We start from the raw sequence: 20,995 nt of genomic DNA, 5'->3' as shown, positions 1-20,995 counted from the left end.
TTTTCATCTTACTATCGATAGTGGGGATTCTTTTGTATTTTCTAGAAAGGGTGGGTTTTCATGACAAAAGCTCAAATTAAAGTGAATGATAACGGTTCTTTTCGCGTAAGCGGTGATGTGGAACTGATTGATGCTGACGGAAATGTATTTCCAACGAAACAAGTGTTCACGCTTTGCCGCTGCGGTCTATCAACCAACATGCCGTTTTGCGACGCTTCTCACAAAGGGAAATTTGAATCATGTGTGCGTGCAGAAAAGGTATTGGACGAAGAGTAAATGGAATGAAAAGAGAGACTTCACCCGAAGTCTCTCTTTTCATTTGGAGGTCAGTCGAAAAAACGAATGTCCACAACGCTTGCCAGTGGAATATAGTGTATGTCTTCGAACCTGTCTACGACGTGCAGTTTCCCGTCCAATGGGTCGACATGATGGACGGTTCCGATTGATAATTGATGACGGTGCTTCACATAATGGGTGATCGATACCATTCTGCCAAACTCCATTGCCTCTGCCACGACTTCATTCATCCTGTCAAGCTCCTGCTCATCCAGTTCGATCCTCTTTTCGTGTGTATCTTCCTTTGCCCAATCCCTCAGGAGCTTCACGTGCTCGGGGAGCATCATGGATGTCCACTTGATTCTTCCTCGATCCCGGATCAATTCTCTTCACCTCCTGTCATTCGTTATGATTTGTGTCCGCCGAGCAGACGGGCACGATGCCTCGCTGTTCCCGCTTCAGTGTAGGAGACGGCGCGGAGAAGGGCGCCTGAACCATATTTATTCCGGATGTGGTCCACTACATACCCGAGCTCGCGTTTTTCCCAGCGGTCAGGTTCGAACAGGGAAACCTGCAGCGCTCCATCCTCTACAATATTTGAAAGAGCGATATTGATTTTCCGTACGGTTTTCCCATTGTAGTTCTCTTCGAATAGTTCCAGGCACACCCGGTACAGATCCATGGTGATATTGGTCGGTTCCTCTATCGTTCGCGACCGGTGGAATCCCCCTCCGAATTCTTCGTGGCTGTAGCCGATTCCGAAGCTCACGGTCCGCCCGGCCTTGCGATGGGTCCGGGCACGCCTCGCGACCTCTTCGCACATTTCTAAGATGACGCGTTTGATTTCCTTTCTCTCCTTATAATCCCTGAGCAGAATCTGACCCTTGCCGAAGCTGACCTGCCCATCCATGATCGGTGCCCCTATTTCGGAAAGGTCCACCCCCCATGCATGGTAATAAAGCTGGTTCCCCATCACACCGAACTTCGCCTCAAGCTTCTCCAGGTCATACTTCGCCAATTGCCCGATGGAGAAGATACCCATGCGGTTAAGGGTCTTCTCAAGACGACCTCCAATCCCCCACATTTCGTGCAGCGGAGAGAGCGGCCACAGCTTTTCCGGGACGTCTTCATAGGTCCACTCGGCAATCCCCTTTTTCTTAGCGTCAAGATCCAGGCACAGCTTGGACAAGAGCATATTAGGGCCGATTCCGATGGCGCAGGGAAGTTGAAATTCCCTTTCCATATCGTCTTTGATTTTCCCGGCGACGGTGGTCGCGTCCCCCCAGAGACCCGTCGCTCCATCAATCTTGATGAAGCTTTCATCCACGCTGTACGTGTGGATGGCATCCTTCGGCACATAACGATGAAACAGGCGGGTCAGCTCCGTGGAGATCCGGACGTATGTCGCCATTTTCGGCTCTACAAGCTGGATTCGAGGGTCGTTTGGAATTTCAAACATCCTCGAACCTGTTTTGATTCCAAAGTCCTTCTTCATCCTGGGTGAGGCCGCCAGTACGATGCTCCCCTGCCGGCTTTTATCCCCCACTACAGCCAAGTGACATTCAAGGGGATCCAGCCCCTCCATGACAGCCGAACAGCTAGCATAAAAGCTCTTCATATCGATGCACAAAATCTTGTGGTGTGGCAGCACACTGTAATCGACAGTCATATCCTCATCCTCCATCTTACCAAAAATAGAACAAACGTTCCTATATAGTATATCTATGATTCTAACCGAATATACGTTCCCTTTCAACTTAAATAAATGGTAATAGAGAAAATAACAAGAAAAGCGGAAGGGGCTTGTTCTGGGGCGACAAGCATAAGACAAGTAACCCGGAAAGGTGTTCTTTGCCTTTTTGGGTTACTTGGCATATGACCTCGAGCCCCAAGCCCCTGGAGCTAGACAAAGAAAAGCGGAGGCGGCTTGGGCAGAGGCGACAAGCATACGATGATTGGCACAAGGGGTGACACACAGCAGGATCAGAACAAAAAAAATAAGTCCAAAATCATTTTTGTGATTTTGGACTTATTCTTTCATACATCAACCTTTTCCAGCTTGGAATCCCGGGTATTTCGTCATGCCCCCATCGGCGATGAGCGTCGTACCCGTGACGTAGCTTGCCTGATCGGAGGCTAGGAAAACAGCGCAGGAAGCGACCTGTTCAGGTTCTCCGATGTAGCCGAGGGGAATGAGTTTCTCCACTCCCTTTTTCTTTTCCGGATCGGAAAATTTCTCGGCATTGATGGGCGTATCGATGGCTCCCGGGGCTATATTATTTACCCGTATCCCGTCCGGAGCAAATTCCAGTGCAAGACTCTCCATCAAGAGCTTCACCCCGCCTTTACTTGCTGCGTAATGAGCAAAATGCGGCCATGGAATGATTTCATGAACGGACGATACGTTAATGATCGATCCTTTAATCTTATGATCGAGCATGTACTTTGCCGCTTCCCGGCAACCAAGAAAGGTACCCGTCAGATTCGTGTTGATGACTTTTTGCCAATCCTCGAGGGGAAGATTTTCAGATGGTACCTCATTTTCGATCCCCGCATTATTTACGTAGATATCCAGACGGCCATACGTCTCATGGGCAAATCGGACAAACCCCTGGACATCCTCTTCTTTTGACACATCCCCTTGAATGATTGAGGCTATCCCACCTGCTTCTTCGATTTCCTTTACAAGTCCTTCAGGGTTTTCTTCTTCTTTGAAATAATTAATGACCACTTTACAGCCTTCAGTGGCAAACCTCTTAGCAATTGCCTTTCCTATACCAGTGGCGGCACCCGTGATGATGACAACCTTATCCGTTAAATCTGTATACATGTCCAATTCCTCCTTAATCTTTCGTAAAGCCCAATAGAACCCCGCCGATGATGATCAGGACACACCCTGCAATGACGAGGAGGATCTGCTTTTTCGATTTTTTTTCCCCTAAGAAGAACAAACCACCGAGAGTGGAAATGACGATTCCCGTTTGGGACAGGGAGAAGCTTGTCGCCACACCGATCCGGGGCAGGGCAAGGAGCAATCCTAGATTCCCGGATGCCCACATAAGTCCGGTTAAGATATTTCGAACTGTATATTTGTTAAATGGCTTATGCCTGAATGTGATGACAACGGCTCCGATGAACATACCGATTGCCTGTGGTAAAATCGCTTGCCATCCGTCAATATCAAACCATCTTAATATGACGACATAGGCTATGTATCCAAAACTTGAAAGGAGCAGCGTCAACAGACCCTTTTTCAATTGAGAGCCTTCATCCCCTTCGGACTTCTGTGTGAATGAGGTGAGGACGACACCGATGATAAGGGCCAGAACGGCCCCGCTTCCAAGGAGGATCGTTTCAGTCGTTTTCCATTCTTTAAATACCAGAACACCAAAGAGCGTCGTTCCAATCAGCTGCATTCCCGTTGAAATCGGGACGGTTTTCGAAACGCCGATGAATTTTACACTGGCCAGCTGGTTCACTTGCCCGACAGCCCAAAAGACGCCGGAAATAAATCCGATGCCCCAGACAAATAACGTTAACTCAGGGGACTTGATGAAGAAGACGCCAATCGCAAACAACAGTGCACCAACCGTGATCCCAACCGTTTGACTGTAGGCATTCCCTCCAAGTTTTACACTTACAAACACAAGACTTCCCCACGCGACCGCGGGGATCAGGGCTAAAAGAATCCCTATCATACACCCACATCCTTTTTCCGACAATAATCATAGTTTTCCTCTGAAACAAAAATTCTAGCCATTTTGTATGAAAAAAGGTAAAATTTTTCTCACTCTCTCATGCATACCCATCTTCCCTAAGGTGTAACCTCAAAAAAAAAAAGAAAGCGTCGAGGTATATTCGACGCTTTCTTCTTTGTTATTTGGTAGAAGTATGAATCGGGACAATGACTCTTTCATTCTCGACATTCACCATCACATGGACATCACGGTCGAGGGAAAGGTCTTTGAATCGTAACGAATAAAGGCCGGTGGGATTTTTTTCAATGGATTCGATGACTACCTGTGAAAACCGGGGATCGCTCATGACTAATTTCACGACAGTCTCTTCGATCTTGCTTTCTTTGTCCGTCAGAAATACCATTCGATCCGCCGAAGCTCTCCTGGGATAGGATTCCTGCATCTTCCCATCAAAGGTCACATTCACTTTTTTGCCCATCCCTATATCTTCTTTATGAAGCTTTTTATCTTGATCTGTCAACATGACCGTTTGTTGATCGAAAGAAAACCAAACATCATTGATCAGCACCTGATTGTTTTCCAATTGGGTGACAAAGCCTATGAAATCTGTGCTGCCCTGAGAATTGACAGATGCTGATGGCCCACATCCGGTGAACAGTATACAGGAACAAAGTATCATAACAGTCAAACATTTCTTCATAGACTCCCCCCTTATTATATTAGACGATTGGCAGCACTATTTGGTTTCACTATTTTTTGAAAAAAAGGTTATTTCCTACTTTTTCTACAAAAGATGGGAATAATTGATAGAACTTGCTTCCTATATTCATCCATCGGGGCAGGTTGATTTCTCTTTTATTGGTAAAAAGTGAATCCACCACTGTTTCCGCGACGGATTCAGGGTCCAGCATGAACTTCTCCACATTCTTCACATATGTGCCGGTTTCATCGGCAATGGAGAAGAAGTCTGTGGCAATTGGTCCAGGGTTCACCGCCGTCACCTTCACCCCGTATCGTTTTGCTTCCATCCTTACACTGTTCGTATATCCGAGGACAGCATGCTTGGAAGCGGAATAGGCACTTGATTTCGGAGTGGCAAACTTCCCTGCCTGAGAAGCGATATTGATGATGTGACCAAATCCCTGTTCGCGCATATAAGGAAGGACTTCCCCTGTACATGCCATCAGTCCAAGAACATTCACATCCATCATCCCTTTTACATCTTGAAAGGAGGTAACGTGTGCTTCCTGGAAGATTCCATATCCTGCGTTATTTATCAGGGCATGGATGGATCCGAAGTCTTTCCGGATGGCAGTGAAAACACGGGGGATTTGATCATAATCCGTGACGTTTAAAGGATAGACTTCCACCTTGCAGTTGAATGTCGTTGTCAGCTTTTCCTTCAATGCCTGGAGCAGATGGACACGGCGTGCAATCAATGCAAGGTTCCCGCCATTTTCCGCAACCTTAATGGCCATTTGCTCCCCGATTCCTCCCGAAGCACCGGTAATGATTATCGTTTTTCCTTTGATTCTACTGTTCATGTAAAGTCACATCTTCCTAAGCAAAATAATAATAGATTCCTTCATGCTTTTCTTTCCGTAAAAATTGGATAGATTCCAAATAATCCAATTGCCCGATGGTCTCGGACAATGTCAAACCGAGCTCCTTCCGATACACCGAGGGAAACAACCTTTTGCATATCTCAAATACGGTCACGCGGTTTCCTTTGATCATATTGAATACATCTCTTGCTCTTTCTTCCTGTTTCCCTAATCTCCTCGGAATCAACCCATGAACATCCGTAACGTCGTCTCCATGTCCTGTGTAGGCAAGGGAAATCGGAAAATCGAAAAGTTTTTTCAATGAAGCGTTATACTGCAACAACGGCTTTGTACGCTCCATCTCCCCTTCAAATGGCGGTTCAATGAGGGGGTTGGGAGAAATCGTGGCGAGTATGTGGTCGCCCGCTATCAGAACGCCATCACGTTCCCTGTAAAAGGATAAGTGACTTTGGGCGTGACCAAGGGTTTCAATGACCGACCACCCTCTCATTCCGGGAACGCCATCCCCTTCTGCTATCGCCACGTCCAGCTTTCGGTTCCCCATGAATTTCAAAGGACTCTTGAACTTGTGGATGGCGGGGAGATATTCTTCAGGGAGCCCTGATTCAATGGCAAGCTCCGTGAAGAAACGGTCATACTCTTCATGAAAGCGGGCATCACGCTTGAGCCAGAATCGATTATACTTGTGACCATACACCTTGACGTCGGATGAGAACCGATCAAGCAGGCCTGCATGATCGGGGTGATGATGCGTCAAAACGATTTGTTCAATATCCTGAGGTGTGTATCCTAAAAGGGACAATTGCTCAGTCAGCTGCATCCAGGCCGTATCTGTAAGAGGGCCAGCATCCACCAGGGTCAAGGCATCCCCCTTGACTAAATAAACATTCACATCTCCCACGGCAAAAGGAGTGGAAAGTGTGATTTTTGCGATATCATTCACTAAAGTTGTCATAGTTTCACCACATTCTTCATAATAAAAAGGTACAGACAATCGGCACCTTTCCGTTCTGTCACTCATTTCCAGAAAATGAATGATCCTTCATTATCTAGTGTACATTTTTTTCAGCATGATGTCATTTTTAAAAAGTGTGAATATACTAAAAATAAACCCTTGACAGATAAGCTGTATTTCTACGATAATCACCTATAATATAGATTTAATCCATTCATCACCTATTACATAATGATATAGAATAAAGCGATGAGAAAGATTAGTAATGAATAGATGATGTCAGAGATCGGTGCCCACCGGCTGAAAGGTACCGTCGTCCTCTCTATTTGTGAACCTGCCTTTTGAGCGTCTTAAAGCAGAACGTCGTCCAGCGTTAATGGAAATGGAGTGTGTCCATCTTCTTCGTAGAAAATGGACAAAACAAGGTGGTACCACGGAAGCGAGACCCTTTCGTCCTTTATGGATGAAAGGGTCTGTTTTTTTTTCAAAAACAGAAGGGGGAATGAGCGAATGAAGACATTATTTATCGGAGCAGGGTCGATGGCTCATGCTTTAATGAGCGGTGCAATGAAAGCGGGAGTATTGAATAATGAAGAAGTATATGTAACCAATCGTGCCAATCAGGAGCGTTTAAATGAAATCATGCATGAATTCTGTATCCGGAAGGTAAACCGGGAGTCACGCTATGATGTCATCATCCTCGCCATGAAACCAAAGGACTTTCATGAAGCAGCAGATTCTGTCAGACCCTACCTTTCCGAGAATACGCTGATCATCTCTGTTCTGGCAGGCATCACCATGGAGCATATAAGCGACAGGCTCGCCTTTAAGGGAGCCATCGCGAGAGCCATGCCGAATACAAGTGCAGCCATGGGGAAGTCCGCAACCGCGGTGGCTTTCAATCAATATCTATCACCCTCACAGAAGGAATGGACGAAAACACTCTTTCAGTCTGTCGGCATAGCAGCGGAGGTAGAAGAAGAGAAATTGGACCTGATCACGGCTCTTTCAGGGAGCGGCCCGGCTTATATCTATTACGTAGCCGAAATACTGAAACATGCTGCAGTAGAATTGGGACTGGAAGATGAACTCGCTGAAAGCCTTGTTACCCAGACGATCGCCGGGGCAAGCGCCATGCTTTCTGAATCCGGGTTGGAAGCCCGGGAATTAAGAAGGAATGTGACCAGTGCAGGTGGAACGACCGAAGCGGGAATCGCTGCGCTGGAAGACCACCAAGTCAGGGATGCCTTTTTCCAGTGTATTTCTTCTGCAAATAACCGCTCTCAAACACTCGGCCATGAATTAAAGGAGAATTCTTTGAAAAAATAAACCTACAGCCGATCATCATTCGCAGGCGATCCCGTTTCAGTGATACAATCAAAGCAAAAAAGAAGGTCGACACAGATGAATCTACTCCTCATTTTACTATCTGCCGTCCTAGTCGTCTGGATCGTTCTCGCCGTGGAGGTGTGGAGGGGGTTAGATACGCTTTCTCCCCTTGAAGGATTGGGGGCCACGGCGAGCGGCCCCTTTCTCTCCATCATCGTGCCTGTCAGGAATGAAGAAGAAGCGATTACAGACAGCATTCTATCTCAACTGAAACAGGACTATAAACGGATTGAGTGGATTCTCGTCAATGATCGTTCAACGGACCGCACACCGGAAAAAATTGAAGCACTGGCAAAAATGGACAAGCGGATCCGCGTCCTCCATATCGATACACTGAAAAAAGGGTGGCTAGGAAAGAATCAGGCATTATATAAAGGATACCTCATCTCAAAAGGAACACTCATTCTGTTCACCGATGCAGATGTCCTGTACAAAGACCCTGCCACCCTGTCCCGGGCTGTCGCGGCCTTTCAATCTCAGAAGCTCGATCATCTCACCCTTGCCCCCAACATCAAATCAAAGACATTCTGGTTGAAGAGCTTTGTGTCCTTCTTTTTATTCGGTTTCTCTTTTTATAAACGGCCATGGAAAGCGAATGACCCTTCCTCGGCGACAGGGGTGGGGATCGGTGCCTTCAATCTGATTACACGTTCTGCTTATGAGGAAATCGGTACACACGAAAAGATCAAGCACATGCCGGATGACGATCTTCAGCTAGGTATCCATATCAAAAAAAGCGGGAAGAGCCAGGCATTCCTCACGGCCCTTCACTCGCTGGAGGTGGAGTGGTATCACTCCTTGAAAGGAGCCTTTCAGGGCCTTGAGAAGAACACATTTGCCGGGCTCCATTACTCCATCCTTCTTGTCGTATTTGCCATGACGGGGGTGTTCTGCTCCACGGTCCTTCCTTTCTTGACGATCTTTTCGGGGCACACCCTGATCCGGACCGTGAGCCTGTTGATCATTCTGTTGATTTTCATCACCTATTTCAAAGTCATAAAGGAGATGACGAAGGAGTCTCCCCTTCTCATCCTCTTCCTCCCCTTCACTGCCTTGTTATTCATCTATTCCATCGCCCGGGCGACGTTCCTGACGTTTAAAAGAGGCGGGATCGAATGGCGCGGGACGGTTTATCCATTGAAGGAGCTGAGGCAGAAAAGAAAATAGAGCACATTCCTTTTCCGGCAAAAGTGTTGTTGTTATACTCATGATGAATCACTGTTTAGAAACCCGAAATAAATTCCTCATGGAAAGGTGATTGGAAATGAACGCAAAGCTATTCGAACCATATACACTTAAAAATGTTGAACTGAAGAACCGAATCGTCATGGCACCAATGTGCATGTACTCTTCCCACCATGAAGATGGAAAAGTCGAAAACTGGCATCGCACCCACTATACGAGCCGTGCTGTCGGCGGAGTCGGACTCATCATCCTGGAAGCGACATCGGTTACACCACAGGGAAGAATCTCCCCACAGGATCTGGGGATCTGGGGTGACGGTCATATTGAAGGCTTAACAGAGTTGGTGGATCTGATGAAAGAGCAGGGGGCAAAGACGGGAATCCAACTTGCCCATGCCGGAAGAAAAGCAGTACTTGAAGGAGACATCCTCGCTCCATCTGCCATTCCATTTAATGATGAAATGAAAACGCCTGTTGAAATGACAGCAGATGATGTGAAAGAAACCGTCACCGCATTCATCAAGGGGGCCGAAAGAGCGAAGAAAGCGGGCTTTGATGTGATTGAAATTCACGGGGCCCACGGATATCTCATCAACGAGTTCCTCTCTCCCCTGTCCAATAAACGGACCGATGAATATGGGGGATCGGCAGAAAACCGCTACCGCTTCCTACGTGAAATCATTGACGGGATTCAACAAGTATGGGACGGACCACTCCTTGTGAGGGTTTCTGCCAAAGACTATAACGATGAAGGTCTGGACGTCGAAGACTATGTCGTATTCGCACAATGGATGAAAGAACAAGGCGTCGATTTGATTGATGTCAGCTCAGGCGCCCTTGTACCTGCACGGATCCCGGTATTCCCCGGCTATCAGGTGAAGCTTGCCGAGACGATCAAGAACGGGGCGGGCATCGACACGGGTGCGGTTGGACTGATTACAACAGGCATCCAGGCGGAAGAAATCCTGCAAAATGACCGGGCGGACCTCGTTCTCCTTGCACGGGAATTGCTTCGGGACCCTTACTGGCCGAGAACGGCGGCCAAAGAGCTCGGTGTTGAAATCGAAGCACCTAAACAGTATGAGCGCGGCTGGAAATAAAAAATACGCAAACAAGAGGGTGGACAGAAGTCCACCCTCTTGTTTTATTTATTCATACACCTTCTGTACTTCATATCTGAACCCTAGACAACGGTAATTCTGCTTTTGGTACATCTGTCTTGGCGTGTCTTCCCCGTCAGCCACCAGGATGATAAACTTGTCACGGAACCGTTCCATGACATACCGCTGCAGCCTGGTTCCGATCCCTTTCTTTTGAAACGACTCGTGAACCATCAATCCGTCTACTTCCGCTGAATCTTCTTCGATGATCACATCCACGGATCCGGCCGGCGTCCCTTTATAGAAAGCCAGAAGCTGCATTATTCGGGGATTTTCAAAATTCCGCTTATGCATATCCACCTTTTGGTCGGCAAAATCCGGACCATAGTCCATATCCTGCTCGTACTGAAAAGAAAGATAATCCTGAAGCTCTTCCTTCCCCACTTCCTTGACTTCTATATCAGGATTCAATTCCGCCGATGGGAATTGATCGGGATCAATCGAATAAAGCTCATTGAATCCAACGTCATATCCCTCTTGTTTAAAATAATCCATCAGTTCTTCAGAAGGTTTATCATCTTGAGGAAAAAGGAACTTTACATGTTTCTGGCCTTTTGCACGATGGAATTCCCGTAAAAAACGGGCGGCTTCCATAAATTCTTCAAGAGTCGGCTCTTTCTTAAATGCAAGAAAATTACTATCATACCGCGTCAGCATTTCCGGATAATGAGTATGTCGATAAAGAGTGTTTTCGTCTATAATATGACCCGGATTATAAATATGTTCAAATGTAAATGAATTCATCTCGATTCCCCTTTTTCTGTTTAAACGGCCTTTCCTACTCCCAAACACGCTGTACAGAAGCACGGTGCCCCTCAAGCCTGACGATGTAGACGTCGGGATTGGATAGAGCGAACAGTTCATTGTATCCATAGCTTTCATCAAATAACCTGAGGATGAGCGTCGTTAAATTACCATGACTCACACAGACAATGTGTTCCTCCTCTTTCCCCGTCACTTCATCGACAAAGGACCTTGCCCGTTCCATCGCCATTTGATTGGATTCCCCACCAGGTAATGAGAGAGAAAAATCCTCAAAGCTCATCTTCAACTTTTCCATCCAATCAGGAAGATCCCGATCGCTCAGCACCCTTTCTCCCAGCCTGTCGTCCTCCTGGACCCGGAGGCCTGAACGTTCAGCAAAAGGAGCGATGGTGTCCACTGCCCTTATGAAGGGGCTTGAATAAATCGCTTGAATGGACCGGTTTTCCAAGAAGGACGCTAATTGACGGGCCTGACGTTCCCCTTCCTCCGTTAACGGTGCATGAAAGGGCTGTCCTTCCGCTTTTGCATGACGGACGATATAGATCTCCTTCATGATTCCCCTCCTATTTCTTTAAAGGTATGGCGTACTCCATGAAATCCCTTGCCATATAGCTTTCCGGGAAGACGTCCCTTGCTTCCTTCTCAAGTTCTTCCCATGATTCCTTTGCATACCGGGAAGAAATATGGGTCAGGAAAAGGCATCGTGCCCCGGCTAGAAGAGCGGTCTCTCCAGCCTGTTTTGTCGTAGAATGGTAATACTCCCGGGCCATCTCTTCTTGATCCCGGTTGAAGGTCGCTTCATGAACCAGGACATCTGCATCCTTAGAAAGCTCCACCGCATTGGAACAAAATCTTGTATCTCCTAGGATCGTGACCACCCGTCCAGGAATCGAAGGTCCGAGAAAATCTTTGCCATCAATTTCCCTCCCGTCTTCCAGCCGCACCGTTTCACCACATTTTAATTTCTTATAGAGAGGCCCCGGTTGAACGCCCCTATCACGTAATTGATCCACTTGAAGGACACCGGGCTTATCTTTTTCCATCACTCGATAGCCGAAAGTGGGAAGAGCATGGTCGAGTCCCATTGCTTCTACACTGAACCCTTCATCTTGAAAGATGACCCCTTCCTCGATTTCCACCACTTCAAGGGGATATTGAAGGTGGGTCCTGCTGATTGAGAGGGAAACTTCGATAAACTCCTTGATCCCCTTAGGGCCGTATACCGTCAGTTTTGTTTCCCCTCCTTGGAAGGACCGGCTCCCGAGTAACCCCGGCAGCCCGTATATGTGATCACCATGCAGGTGGGTAATGAAAATCTTTTCGATTCTTCTTGGTTTCAAGCTTGTATGTAAAATTTGATGCTGGGTCGCTTCCCCACAATCAAATAGCCAAACCGCACCGCGTTCCTCCAGTAATTTCAAAGCGATACTGGTCACATTGCGGAGCTTGGCCGGTACCCCTGCACCCGTACCCAGAAATAATAATTCCACTGTCACCACTCCTCAGATGTGCTATTCTGTCTCCATTTTAACATAATCGCCCATATTTTACCCTTTCCCGCAAAATGAGTCATAAGAATGAAAATTAAAGCCAATATAATGACGAAGATGTTTGCAAAAAAGATAAAACGTTTTCATGCATATACGCAAAAAAAGTCCTCAGCATATAATTTGCTAAATGAAACAGAAGTCTTTAAAATTAAGTAATTGTATAGGATATTAAATAAGAAGAAACGCATAAATAAGGGTTACAACAAGATAAAGTGAGGTCATGACATTGAATAATTCAACTACACCAACATCTCTGATTACCATTTTCGGAGCGACAGGTGATCTAGCGAAAAGAAAACTATATCCATCCCTTTATCATTTGTTCCGTAAAGGAAAAATCTCAAAGCGTTTTGCCGTTGTAGGTGTGGCACGACGCGAATGGTCAAATGAAGAATTCCAGGAACACGTAAAGACATCGGTACATAAAGCGTTAGGCAGCGATGAGAACATCGATGAGTTTGTGTCACATTTCTATTATCAGCCGAATGATGTATCCAACAGTGATTCATACAAAGCATTGAAGAACTTATCCGATAAGCTCGATGAAACATATGAATTAGAAGGCAACCGCGTTTTCTACTTGGCGATGGCTCCTGAATTCTTCGGAACGATTACGGAGCAGTTGAAAAACCAAGGCTTAACCGATACAAAAGGCTTCCAGCGACTTGTGATTGAAAAACCATTCGGTCACGACCTGCCTTCAGCCGAAAAATTGAACAGCCAGATCCGTGAATCATTCTCCGAGGATCAAATTTATCGTATCGATCACTATCTTGGTAAAGAAATGGTGCAAAACATCGAAGTCATCCGTTTCTCCAACGCCATGTTCGAACCACTCTGGAACAACCGTTATATTTCCAATATCCAGGTCACTTCATCCGAAGAGCTTGGTGTGGAAGACCGCGGCCGTTATTACGAAAAAAGCGGGGCCCTTCGCGATATGGTTCAAAACCATCTGCTTCAAATGGTTGCATTACTTGCCATGGAGCCCCCGATCAAATTGACGACGGACGAAATCCGCAGTGAAAAAGTACGCGTGTTGCGATCCCTTCGTCCATTCCAACAGGATGAAGTCAAGGACTACTTCGTCAGAGGCCAATACGGTCCTGGAAAAGCCAGAAATGAAGAACTTCCCGGTTACCGCGAAGCTGAAAACGTCGATGATCAGTCCAATACGGAAACCTATGTTGCAGGTAAATTGATGATCGATAACTTCCGCTGGGCAGGTGTCCCGTTCTATATCCGTACCGGAAAAAGAATGGAAACCAAGTCAACGAAGATCGTCATCCAGTTCAAAGACATCCCAATGAACCTGTATTACAATCCGGACAAGCCACTGGCACCGAACCTGCTGGTCATTCACATTCAGCCGGAAGAAGGGATCACCCTGCACTTGAACGTGAAAAAATCCGGACAGAATATCGAAACGACTCCAGTGAAACTGAACTTTGCCAACAACAGCGTGGATGGAATGAACACACCTGAGGCATATGAAAAGCTTCTATTCGATTGTCTTCGCGGAGATGCCACGAACTTCACCCATTGGGATGAAGTGAAATTATCCTGGGCATTCGTCGACAAAATCTCTGAAGTATGGGAACATACACGTGATGGAGAATTCCCGAACTACGAAGCAGGTTCGATGGGACCAAAAGCCGCTGACAATCTGCTTGCAAAAGACGGCTTCTCCTGGTGGCCGATTGCCAACCTCGATGTAGACCAATGCTAAGAAAGGTGTGGAACCAATGAAAATTTATGACGTAACAGCCCCGATCTTTAACGGGATGCCCGTGTACAAGAACAAACCTGAAAAACAACCGACTATCGAAACAAATACGAACGGCCATGTGACGGAGTCAAGGCTCTCAATGGATGTTCATACAGGAACGCATGTCGACGCTCCCCTTCACATGATCAACGACGGCGAGACGATTGAAACGATCGATATCGAGAAGCTCGTCCGCCCTGTCAAAGTATTTGATGTAACGGAAGCCGATGAAAAAATCAGCCTGAAGGATATTGAAGGATTAGAGATTGAAGAGAATGACTTCATTCTCTTCAAAACGAAGAATTCATGGGATACTGAATTCAACTTTGACTTCATCTATGTAGCAGAAGATGCTGCCGCATACCTTGCTGAGAAAAAGATTGCAGGCGTCGGAATCGATGCCCTTGGAATCGAGCGGGCCCAGGAAGGTCACCCGACTCACCGCAGCCTGATGGGAAGCGGCGTCATCATCATGGAAGGCCTTCAGTTGAAAGACATCAAAGCCGGCCAATACTTCATGGTGGCGGCACCACTAAAAATTCAAAACACCGATGCATCACCGGCACGCGTTCTGTTGTTTGATGAAATGATCGGATAAACGTTAAATAGGACTCTCTGGCTAATTGCCGGAGAGTCCTTTTATTGTAAACACAAAAAAAGGTGCCTCATTCAAAGAGACACCCAGTACTACCTTAATACAATTTTTTCAGTGCTTCCTTATCAAACGGCAGCAGGTCATCCGCCTCGCCTTCTTCCACTTTCCTCACCCATTCAGGGTCCTGAAGGAGTGAGCGTCCAATTGCGACCAGGTCGAATTCACCGCGGTCCAGCCTCTCGATCAGACCATCCAGGCTAGTCGTACCCGCACCTGAGAAGCTCGTGAATTCTCCATCCAGTCCAACCGATCCCACAGATATAACCGGTTTACCTGTCAGCTTCTTTGTCCAGCCGGCGAGATTCAAGTCAGATCCTTCGAATTCAGGCTCCCAGAAACGGCGTGTCGAGCAATGAAAAATATCCACGCCTGCTTTTACAAGAGGCTCCAGGAACCGCTCCAGCTCATCTGACGTCGTAGCAAGCTTTGCGTTGAAATCATTCATTTTCCATTGTGAAAAACGGAAAATGATCGGGAAATCAGGGCCCACTTCACGCCTACAGGCCTCGATTACCTCAACGGCAAACCGAGTTCTGCCTACCAGATCTCCACCATAGCGATCAGTACGTCGGTTTGTATTCTCCCAGAAAAACTGATCGATTAAATACCCGTGTGCCCCGTGCAGTTCTATGCCGTCGAAGCCTATGCGTTTCGCATCTGCAGCGGCTTGGGCGTACGCTTCCACCATCAGGACGACTTCCTCTTCCGACATAGGCTCCGTGATTTCTTTACCTGAAAGACTTAGTCCTGATGGTCCAACAGGAAACGCTTCTTCATTTGGAAGCTCCCCCTTTTTACGGGTCATCCCCACATGCCAAAGCTGTGGAACAATCTTTCCACCTGCTTGATGGACTTCTTTCACGACGTTTGCCCATCCATTCAGTGATTCTTCACCGTGGAACAGAGGGATACTCGCTCCTGAAACTGAAGAGGGGTGATTGATTCCGGTTCCTTCCGTGACGATCAACCCTACACCATTTTCAGCTCTGCGACGATAGTAAGCGGCAACATCTTTACCGGGAACTCCATTGGGTGAAAAGCCCCTTGTCATCGGTGCCATCACTGTACGGTTGGATAGCTGCAGATTCTCACTATGGAATGGTCTAAATAATGGTTCTGTAGATGTATTGGTTTGACTCATTGAAATGCCTCCTCTTTTCTTGATGCAGTTTCATTATTTCAAACCAGTAGTGAAAATTAAAGACATCTGTTTGGGGAATGGCTATTCACATCCTGATGGGCATGTAAATGTTCCGTTTGATAATGTGATTTGTTTCATGCGATCTCCATTTCCGATTCATGATAATTGTTTTGTTTAAATCATTCTACTGCAAAAAATTCACTAATCGCTACATTACGATCACTCACCATGATATTATTAAAAGCCCCTTTCTTCATCAGAAAGGGGCTTGAATCATTCAATTATTTCATCCACTCTGTATGGAAAATGCCTTCTTTGTCCACACGTTCGTAGGTATGAGCACCGAAGTAGTCGCGCTGAGCCTGGATCAAATTCGCAGGAAGCGTTTCTGTACGGTAGCTGTCATAATAAGATAGGGCTGCCGAGAAGCCGGGAACCGGTACGCCATTCTGGACGGCTACACTGATGACTTCACGGAGTGCGTATTGATAGCTTTCGACGATCTCTTTGAAGTATGGATCGAGTAAAAGGTTAGTGAGATTGGATTCACGGTCATATGCTTCTTTAATCTTCTGCAGGAACTGTGCACGGATGATACAGCCTCCGCGGAAGATCATGGCGATATCCCCGTACTCGAGATCCCATTTGTACTCATCAGACGCAGAACGCATTTGGGCGAAGCCTTGCGCATACGAACAGATCTTACTCATGTAAAGAGCTTTCCGAATCGATTCGACCAATGCTTTCTTATCACCATCGAATGGTTTCGTGTCTGGACCTTTCAGCATCTTGCTCGCCTTTACTCGTTCATCTTTAATCGCTGAAATGAAACGGGCGAAGACAGACTCCGTGATGATAGGTAAGGATACACCGAGATCCAATGCACTTTGACTTGTCCATTTACCCGTCCCCTTTTGACCTGCTTTATCGAGGATGACATCCACCATCGGCTTGCCGGTTTCTTCATCTTTCTTCGTAAAGATATCTGCTGTGATTTCGATGAGATAGCTGTCAAGCTCGCCTTCATTCCAATCTGCAAACACTTCATGAAGTTCTTCTGCACTTAAGCCAAGTACATTTTTCATTAGGAAGTAGGATTCCGCGATCAGCTGCATATCTCCGTATTCAATGCCGTTGTGCACCATTTTCACATAGTGACCCGCGCCGTCGGGACCGATATACGTCGTACAAGGATCTCCGTCGACCTTCGCTGCGATATCTTTCAGAATAGGGGCCACGAGATCATATGCTTCCTTCTGTCCTCCAGGCATGATGGAAGGACCTGTCAGGGCGCCTTCCTCTCCACCGGACACACCCGTCCCGATAAAATGAATGCCAAGTTCGCTTAGTTCCTGATTGCGTCGACGGGTATCCTCGAAGAACGTATTTCCCCCATCAATCAGGATGTCACCTTTTTCAAGGTAAGGTTTTAATTGTTCGATGGTGGCATCTGTCGGATTTCCCGCTTTGACCATCAAAAGAATCTTGCGGGGGCTTTCCAACGAGTTGACGAATTCCTCGATTGTATATGTAGGATTGACATTCTTGCCCTTCGATTCGTTCATCATTTCTTCCGTTTTCTCACTGGAACGATTGTATACAGAAACAGAGTATCCCCTGCTTTCAATATTCCATGCCAAGTTTTTACCCATAACGGCTAATCCGATAACACCAATTTCCTGAGCCATAACATCAACGCCCTTTCATCTATAGAATCATGATTTCATAACTTCTTCAGTTATATCAAATGAATGACCGGAGTCTACTTCAATCTAACAAGAATAGGTCACTGATGCAAATAATCCGATTGAGAAGTCCGTCACTGTTATAAGGTGTCCCCATTTTTACAACTGTCATTCCCTTAAAAAATCTTTGTTGAAGCTTGTGTCCTGTTTCTGGTCATAAGACTTTTTCTTATTCTTGGCTTTAATCCCTTGAGAGATGGAATCTTTCCCAAACTTGTCATGGAGCTTGGATAATACGTTGTAGAGTGGTTCCTTTTCGGCGACTTTCTTATAAGAAAATAAGTCCAGCTGTTCCGTTGCTTCGCTTTTCTCCACAACATCCTGTGCCGTGACCCCCAGGAGCCGGACAGGATCCCCATCCCAATGCTTCAAGAATAAGTCTTTCGCATGGTGAAATAAGTCTTCTTTTTTATAGATGGGGTTTGAAACCTTTTTGCTTCTGGTGATGGTCTTCCTGAATTTATCCCGGATCATCAGCTGGATCGTCGTACCAAGTACATCTTTTTGTTGAAGTCGTGACGATACCTTCGCACACAGCTTTTCGACAACGATTAAAAGCTCTTGTTGATTCGTCGTATCTTTTGGTAAGGTAGTGGAATTGCCCACGCTCTTATAATCATAAATCGACTCGGGGTCCACATTCCTTCTGTCGATTCCATTGGCTCGCTCTTTAAGGCGGAGGCCGTTGATCCCGAGCAATGACTTCAACTGGATATCGTTGGCATGGGCAAGGTCGCTGCACGTATGGATACCGATTAAATTCAGCTTCTCGGCAGTCTTCTGACCGATCCCATGCATTTCTATGACGGGAAGCGGCCACAGCTTATTCGGGATATCCCTTTTACGCAACACGGTGATTCCCATAGGCTTCTTCATATCTGAAGCCGTTTTCGCCAGGAATTTATTGGGCGCCACACCTATACTGCAAGGAAGATCTAACTGACCCTTGATCTGGGCCTGAATGTCCGAGGCAATTTGTAATGGAGTTCCTTTCTCGAAGGAATCCGTTATATCGAGATACCCTTCATCAATCGACACGGGTTCCACTAATTCTGTATATTGTCTGAGGATATCGAATATTCCTTTGGAGGCGGCACGGTAACGGTCGAAGTTAGGAGTCATGATCACCAGATCCGGACATAGTTTTTTTGCCTCCCAAAGAGGCATCGTCGTTTTCACGCCAAAGCCCCTGGCTTCGTAGCTGCATGTCACGATGATGCCCCGTCTTTCCTGGGGGTTCCCGGCTATAGCCAGGGGTTTCCCCCGCAAAGTAGGATCATAGGCCATCTCAACAGAGGCATAAAAACTGTTCATATCCACATGAAGGATCACTCGTCCAATTTTGGGATAGTGTGAGTTCATTTCAATCGCGGCTTTCTTTGTCAGTTTTGATGTGTTTTTTGCTCGTTCACATAATCCTTTATTTCTTTTATACCTTCTAAGCTTTCTATTAAAACATCGGGATCGATTTGGGTTATAAGGGAATCTTCGAGATTGATGATACCTGAAAAATAGGTTGTTTTCGAGTAAGCAAGTAAACCGACATTTTTAATCGATTCCTCTGGCACTTCAAGGATTTCCTTTGCTTCCATCACAACGAGACCGACCTGCATCGTTTTCGTCTGGACGACAAGGAGAAACATTCCTTTTTCAGCAATCGCAGGGGTGTCATAAAGGATGTTCCCTAAATCAAGGACCGGAATCAGGTCTCCCCTGACCTTTACAAGTCCCAGGACAAATGGGGGTAAGTGAGGGATCGCCCTGATCTCCTCCACCTTTTCAATGGATACTACGTTCTCAATCGGCAGAGCATATTCTTCTTTTCCGGCATGAAATACAACTACTTTCGGCAATGTATAACGTCCCCTCTCGCATTTCTATATGTATACTACTAATGTACCATATTTTTGAATTGGGCGCAGATTTGAAGGAAGAAAAAAAGTCCACGTGCAAAAGAGTTATCTTTTGCACGTGGACTTCTGGATGCTCTTACTATTCCCCAGCCACCTCTTTGATGATCGCTACGACCATTTCAGAGAGTTTGTTTAGTTCTTCTACTGGCATTCTTTCGCTCTTTGTGTGGATTTCTTCGTAGCCTACTGCGAGATTCACGGTCGGTACTCCGAATCCTGCGATGACGTTGGCGTCACTTCCGCCTCCGCTGGTGAGAAGTTCGCTCGGACGACCGATTTTCTTCGCCGCACGTTTTGCCACTTCGACTACTTCGTCACCGTCTTTGAACTTGAAGCCTGGGTACATGACTTGAACTTCGACTTCTGCTTTCCCGCCCATTTCCTCGGCAACGGAAGTGAAGGCAGCTTTCATTTTTTCTACCTGTGCTTCCATTTTTTCAGGAACCAGTGAACGGGCTTCAGCAAGGATATCGGCTTGTTCGCATACGATATTCGTTGCTTTTCCGCCTTCAAAGCGGCCGATGTTCGCAGTCGTTTCTTCATCGATACGGCCAAGTGGCATTTTAGAGATGGCTTTTGCGGCAATCGTGATGGCAGAAACGCCTTTTTCTGGCGCTACGCCTGCGTGTGCCGTTTTGCCGTAGATCGTCGCCTTCACTTTAGCCTGTGTCGGTGCTGCTACAATGATGTTTCCGACTTTCCCGTCACTATCAAGGGCGAAACCGTATTTCGCTTTAACAAGAGAGGAATCAAGGGCTTTTGCTCCAACGAGACCCGACTCTTCCCCTACTGTGATGATGAACTGGATGTCACCGTGGGAAATATTGTTTTCCTGAAGGACACGCACGGATTCAAGCATAGTGGCAAGACCCGCTTTGTCATCGGCTCCGAGTATGGTTGTCCCATCGGAATAAATGTAGCCATCTTCTTTAAGAGTAGGCTTTACCCCTTTGGCAGGGACGACTGTATCCATATGGGAAGTGAAATAAATGGTATCTACTCCATCCTTATTCCCTTTTAATGTACAGATCAGGTTGCCGGCACCGTGGCCCGTTTCACCCATCGTGTCGTCTTCGAATACCTCCACTCCAAGATCGGAGAATTTTTTTGTTAATACTTTCGCGATTTCCGCTTCTTCCTTCGTTTCAGAATCGATCTGCACCAATTCCAGGAATTCATTTAATAAACGCTCTTCATTAATCATTTAGTAGACCTCCACCAATATGTATTC

21 protein-coding genes are annotated in these 20,995 nt (G+C 46.5%); 6 read left to right on the top strand and 15 right to left on the bottom strand.

Going from position 1 to position 20,995, the window contains the following annotated elements; all coding sequences use genetic code 11:
- Positions 1-60 precede the first annotated feature (60 nt).
- Positions 61-276 (top strand): CDGSH iron-sulfur domain-containing protein, encoded by a 216-nt coding sequence (locus tag ATG71_RS13005; RefSeq protein ID WP_034758155.1) that lies wholly within the window; start codon positions 61-63, stop codon positions 274-276.
- Between the two features lie 50 nt (positions 277-326).
- Here ATG71_RS13005 and ATG71_RS13000 read toward each other — a convergent pair whose 3' ends face one another.
- The 7 genes from ATG71_RS13000 to ATG71_RS12970 form a co-directional block, all read right to left on the bottom strand.
- Positions 327-659, bottom strand: coding sequence for a YolD-like family protein (locus tag ATG71_RS13000; RefSeq protein WP_060672265.1), 333 nt, complete (start codon positions 657-659; stop codon positions 327-329).
- 23 nt (positions 660-682) lie between these two features.
- On the bottom strand, positions 683-1,945 hold the full coding sequence (locus ATG71_RS12995; RefSeq protein ID WP_098439949.1) for a Y-family DNA polymerase: 1,263 nt from the start codon (positions 1,943-1,945) through the stop codon (positions 683-685).
- A gap of 375 nt (positions 1,946-2,320) precedes the next feature.
- Positions 2,321-3,106, bottom strand: coding sequence for a glucose-1-dehydrogenase (locus tag ATG71_RS12990; protein WP_098439948.1), 786 nt, complete (start codon positions 3,104-3,106; stop codon positions 2,321-2,323).
- Positions 3,107-3,119: 13 nt separating this feature from the next.
- Positions 3,120-3,971 (bottom strand): GRP family sugar transporter, encoded by an 852-nt coding sequence (locus ATG71_RS12985; RefSeq protein WP_098441821.1) that lies wholly within the window; start codon positions 3,969-3,971, stop codon positions 3,120-3,122.
- 181 nt (positions 3,972-4,152) lie between these two features.
- Positions 4,153-4,674: a DUF3221 domain-containing protein gene (locus ATG71_RS12980; protein ID WP_098439947.1), complete on the bottom strand. Its 522-nt coding sequence runs from the start codon at positions 4,672-4,674 to the stop codon at positions 4,153-4,155.
- 49 nt (positions 4,675-4,723) lie between these two features.
- Positions 4,724-5,518 (bottom strand): SDR family NAD(P)-dependent oxidoreductase, encoded by a 795-nt coding sequence (locus tag ATG71_RS12975; RefSeq protein ID WP_098439946.1) that lies wholly within the window; start codon positions 5,516-5,518, stop codon positions 4,724-4,726.
- Between the two features lie 16 nt (positions 5,519-5,534).
- The gene (locus tag ATG71_RS12970; protein ID WP_098439945.1) at positions 5,535-6,494 is read right to left on the bottom strand and encodes an MBL fold metallo-hydrolase; all 960 of its coding nucleotides are present in this window, start codon (positions 6,492-6,494) and stop codon (positions 5,535-5,537) included.
- Positions 6,495-7,004: 510 nt separating this feature from the next.
- On the opposite strand from ATG71_RS12970, the gene proC reads away from it, so the two are divergent.
- The 3 genes from proC (at position 7,005) to namA (ending at position 10,167) form a co-directional block, all read left to right on the top strand.
- Positions 7,005-7,823 (top strand): pyrroline-5-carboxylate reductase, encoded by an 819-nt coding sequence (gene proC / locus ATG71_RS12965; protein WP_098439944.1) that lies wholly within the window; start codon positions 7,005-7,007, stop codon positions 7,821-7,823.
- A 75-nt stretch (positions 7,824-7,898) separates the two neighbouring features.
- Positions 7,899-9,050 (top strand): glycosyltransferase family 2 protein, encoded by a 1,152-nt coding sequence (locus ATG71_RS12960; protein WP_098439943.1) that lies wholly within the window; start codon positions 7,899-7,901, stop codon positions 9,048-9,050.
- A gap of 97 nt (positions 9,051-9,147) precedes the next feature.
- The gene (gene namA, locus ATG71_RS12955; RefSeq protein WP_098439942.1) at positions 9,148-10,167 is read left to right on the top strand and encodes an NADPH dehydrogenase NamA; all 1,020 of its coding nucleotides are present in this window, start codon (positions 9,148-9,150) and stop codon (positions 10,165-10,167) included.
- Positions 10,168-10,215: 48 nt separating this feature from the next.
- On the opposite strand, the gene ATG71_RS12950 is transcribed toward namA, so the two are convergent.
- Genes ATG71_RS12950 through rnz form a run of 3 tightly spaced genes read right to left on the bottom strand, consistent with a single transcriptional unit; the run spans position 10,216 to position 12,482 of the window.
- A complete protein-coding gene (locus ATG71_RS12950) occupies positions 10,216-10,971 on the bottom strand; it encodes a GNAT family N-acetyltransferase (protein WP_098439941.1) in 756 nt (251 codons plus the stop codon).
- Between the two features lie 34 nt (positions 10,972-11,005).
- The gene (locus ATG71_RS12945) at positions 11,006-11,545 is read right to left on the bottom strand and encodes a histidine phosphatase family protein (RefSeq protein ID WP_098439940.1); all 540 of its coding nucleotides are present in this window, start codon (positions 11,543-11,545) and stop codon (positions 11,006-11,008) included.
- Between the two features lie 10 nt (positions 11,546-11,555).
- The gene (gene rnz / locus ATG71_RS12940; protein WP_098439939.1) at positions 11,556-12,482 is read right to left on the bottom strand and encodes a ribonuclease Z; all 927 of its coding nucleotides are present in this window, start codon (positions 12,480-12,482) and stop codon (positions 11,556-11,558) included.
- 286 nt (positions 12,483-12,768) lie between these two features.
- On the opposite strand from rnz, the gene zwf reads away from it, so the two are divergent.
- Together zwf and ATG71_RS12930 are read left to right on the top strand one after the other, a co-directional pair.
- Entirely contained in the window at positions 12,769-14,271 is a 1,503-nt protein-coding gene (gene zwf / locus ATG71_RS12935) for a glucose-6-phosphate dehydrogenase (RefSeq protein WP_483295307.1), read from the top strand.
- Positions 14,272-14,287: 16 nt separating this feature from the next.
- A complete protein-coding gene (locus ATG71_RS12930; RefSeq protein WP_098439937.1) occupies positions 14,288-14,908 on the top strand; it encodes a cyclase family protein in 621 nt (206 codons plus the stop codon).
- 94 nt (positions 14,909-15,002) lie between these two features.
- Here the strand turns inward: ATG71_RS12930 and ATG71_RS12925 are convergent, their stop codons facing one another.
- The 5 genes from ATG71_RS12925 to ATG71_RS12905 form a co-directional block, all read right to left on the bottom strand.
- Complete coding sequence (locus ATG71_RS12925; protein WP_098439936.1) at positions 15,003-16,106, bottom strand: NADH:flavin oxidoreductase; 1,104 nt, start codon at positions 16,104-16,106, stop codon at positions 15,003-15,005.
- 281 nt (positions 16,107-16,387) lie between these two features.
- Positions 16,388-17,794, bottom strand: coding sequence for an NADP-dependent phosphogluconate dehydrogenase (gene gndA / locus ATG71_RS12920; protein ID WP_098439935.1), 1,407 nt, complete (start codon positions 17,792-17,794; stop codon positions 16,388-16,390).
- Between the two features lie 165 nt (positions 17,795-17,959).
- A complete protein-coding gene (locus ATG71_RS12915) occupies positions 17,960-19,213 on the bottom strand; it encodes a DNA polymerase IV (protein ID WP_098439934.1) in 1,254 nt (417 codons plus the stop codon).
- 20 nt (positions 19,214-19,233) lie between these two features.
- Complete coding sequence (locus ATG71_RS12910; protein ID WP_098439933.1) at positions 19,234-19,704, bottom strand: chemotaxis protein CheW; 471 nt, start codon at positions 19,702-19,704, stop codon at positions 19,234-19,236.
- A gap of 139 nt (positions 19,705-19,843) precedes the next feature.
- Entirely contained in the window at positions 19,844-20,968 is a 1,125-nt protein-coding gene (locus tag ATG71_RS12905) for a tripeptidase T (protein ID WP_098439932.1), read from the bottom strand.
- Positions 20,969-20,995 lie beyond the last annotated feature (27 nt).

Origin of the sequence: Bacillus sp. es.034 (assembly GCF_002563655.1) — a bacterium.
GTDB lineage: Bacteria > Bacillota > Bacilli > Bacillales > Bacillaceae_B > Rossellomorea.
This window is presented reverse-complemented; position numbering and strand designations above follow the sequence as displayed.

Bases quoted from the DNA above. Each gene is read 5' to 3' on its own strand.
- ATG71_RS13005 (WP_034758155.1), top strand. From the start codon at position 61: ATGACAAAAGCTCAAATTAAAGTGAATGATAACGGTTCTTTTCGCGTA.
- ATG71_RS12995 (WP_098439949.1), bottom strand. From the start codon at position 1,945: ATGACTGTCGATTACAGTGTGCTGCCACACCACAAGATTTTGTGCATC.
- ATG71_RS12990 (WP_098439948.1), bottom strand. From the start codon at position 3,106: ATGTATACAGATTTAACGGATAAGGTTGTCATCATCACGGGTGCCGCC.
- ATG71_RS12980 (WP_098439947.1), bottom strand. From the start codon at position 4,674: ATGAAGAAATGTTTGACTGTTATGATACTTTGTTCCTGTATACTGTTC.
- ATG71_RS12975 (WP_098439946.1), bottom strand. From the start codon at position 5,518: ATGAACAGTAGAATCAAAGGAAAAACGATAATCATTACCGGTGCTTCG.
- ATG71_RS12970 (WP_098439945.1), bottom strand. From the start codon at position 6,494: ATGACAACTTTAGTGAATGATATCGCAAAAATCACACTTTCCACTCCT.
- proC (WP_098439944.1), top strand. From the start codon at position 7,005: ATGAAGACATTATTTATCGGAGCAGGGTCGATGGCTCATGCTTTAATG.
- ATG71_RS12960 (WP_098439943.1), top strand. From the start codon at position 7,899: ATGAATCTACTCCTCATTTTACTATCTGCCGTCCTAGTCGTCTGGATC.
- namA (WP_098439942.1), top strand. From the start codon at position 9,148: ATGAACGCAAAGCTATTCGAACCATATACACTTAAAAATGTTGAACTG.
- ATG71_RS12950 (WP_098439941.1), bottom strand. From the start codon at position 10,971: ATGAATTCATTTACATTTGAACATATTTATAATCCGGGTCATATTATA.
- ATG71_RS12945 (WP_098439940.1), bottom strand. From the start codon at position 11,545: ATGAAGGAGATCTATATCGTCCGTCATGCAAAAGCGGAAGGACAGCCC.
- ATG71_RS12930 (WP_098439937.1), top strand. From the start codon at position 14,288: ATGAAAATTTATGACGTAACAGCCCCGATCTTTAACGGGATGCCCGTG.
- ATG71_RS12925 (WP_098439936.1), bottom strand. From the start codon at position 16,106: ATGAGTCAAACCAATACATCTACAGAACCATTATTTAGACCATTCCAT.
- gndA (WP_098439935.1), bottom strand. From the start codon at position 17,794: ATGGCTCAGGAAATTGGTGTTATCGGATTAGCCGTTATGGGTAAAAAC.
- ATG71_RS12915 (WP_098439934.1), bottom strand. From the start codon at position 19,213: ATGAACTCACACTATCCCAAAATTGGACGAGTGATCCTTCATGTGGAT.
- ATG71_RS12905 (WP_098439932.1), bottom strand. From the start codon at position 20,968: ATGATTAATGAAGAGCGTTTATTAAATGAATTCCTGGAATTGGTGCAG.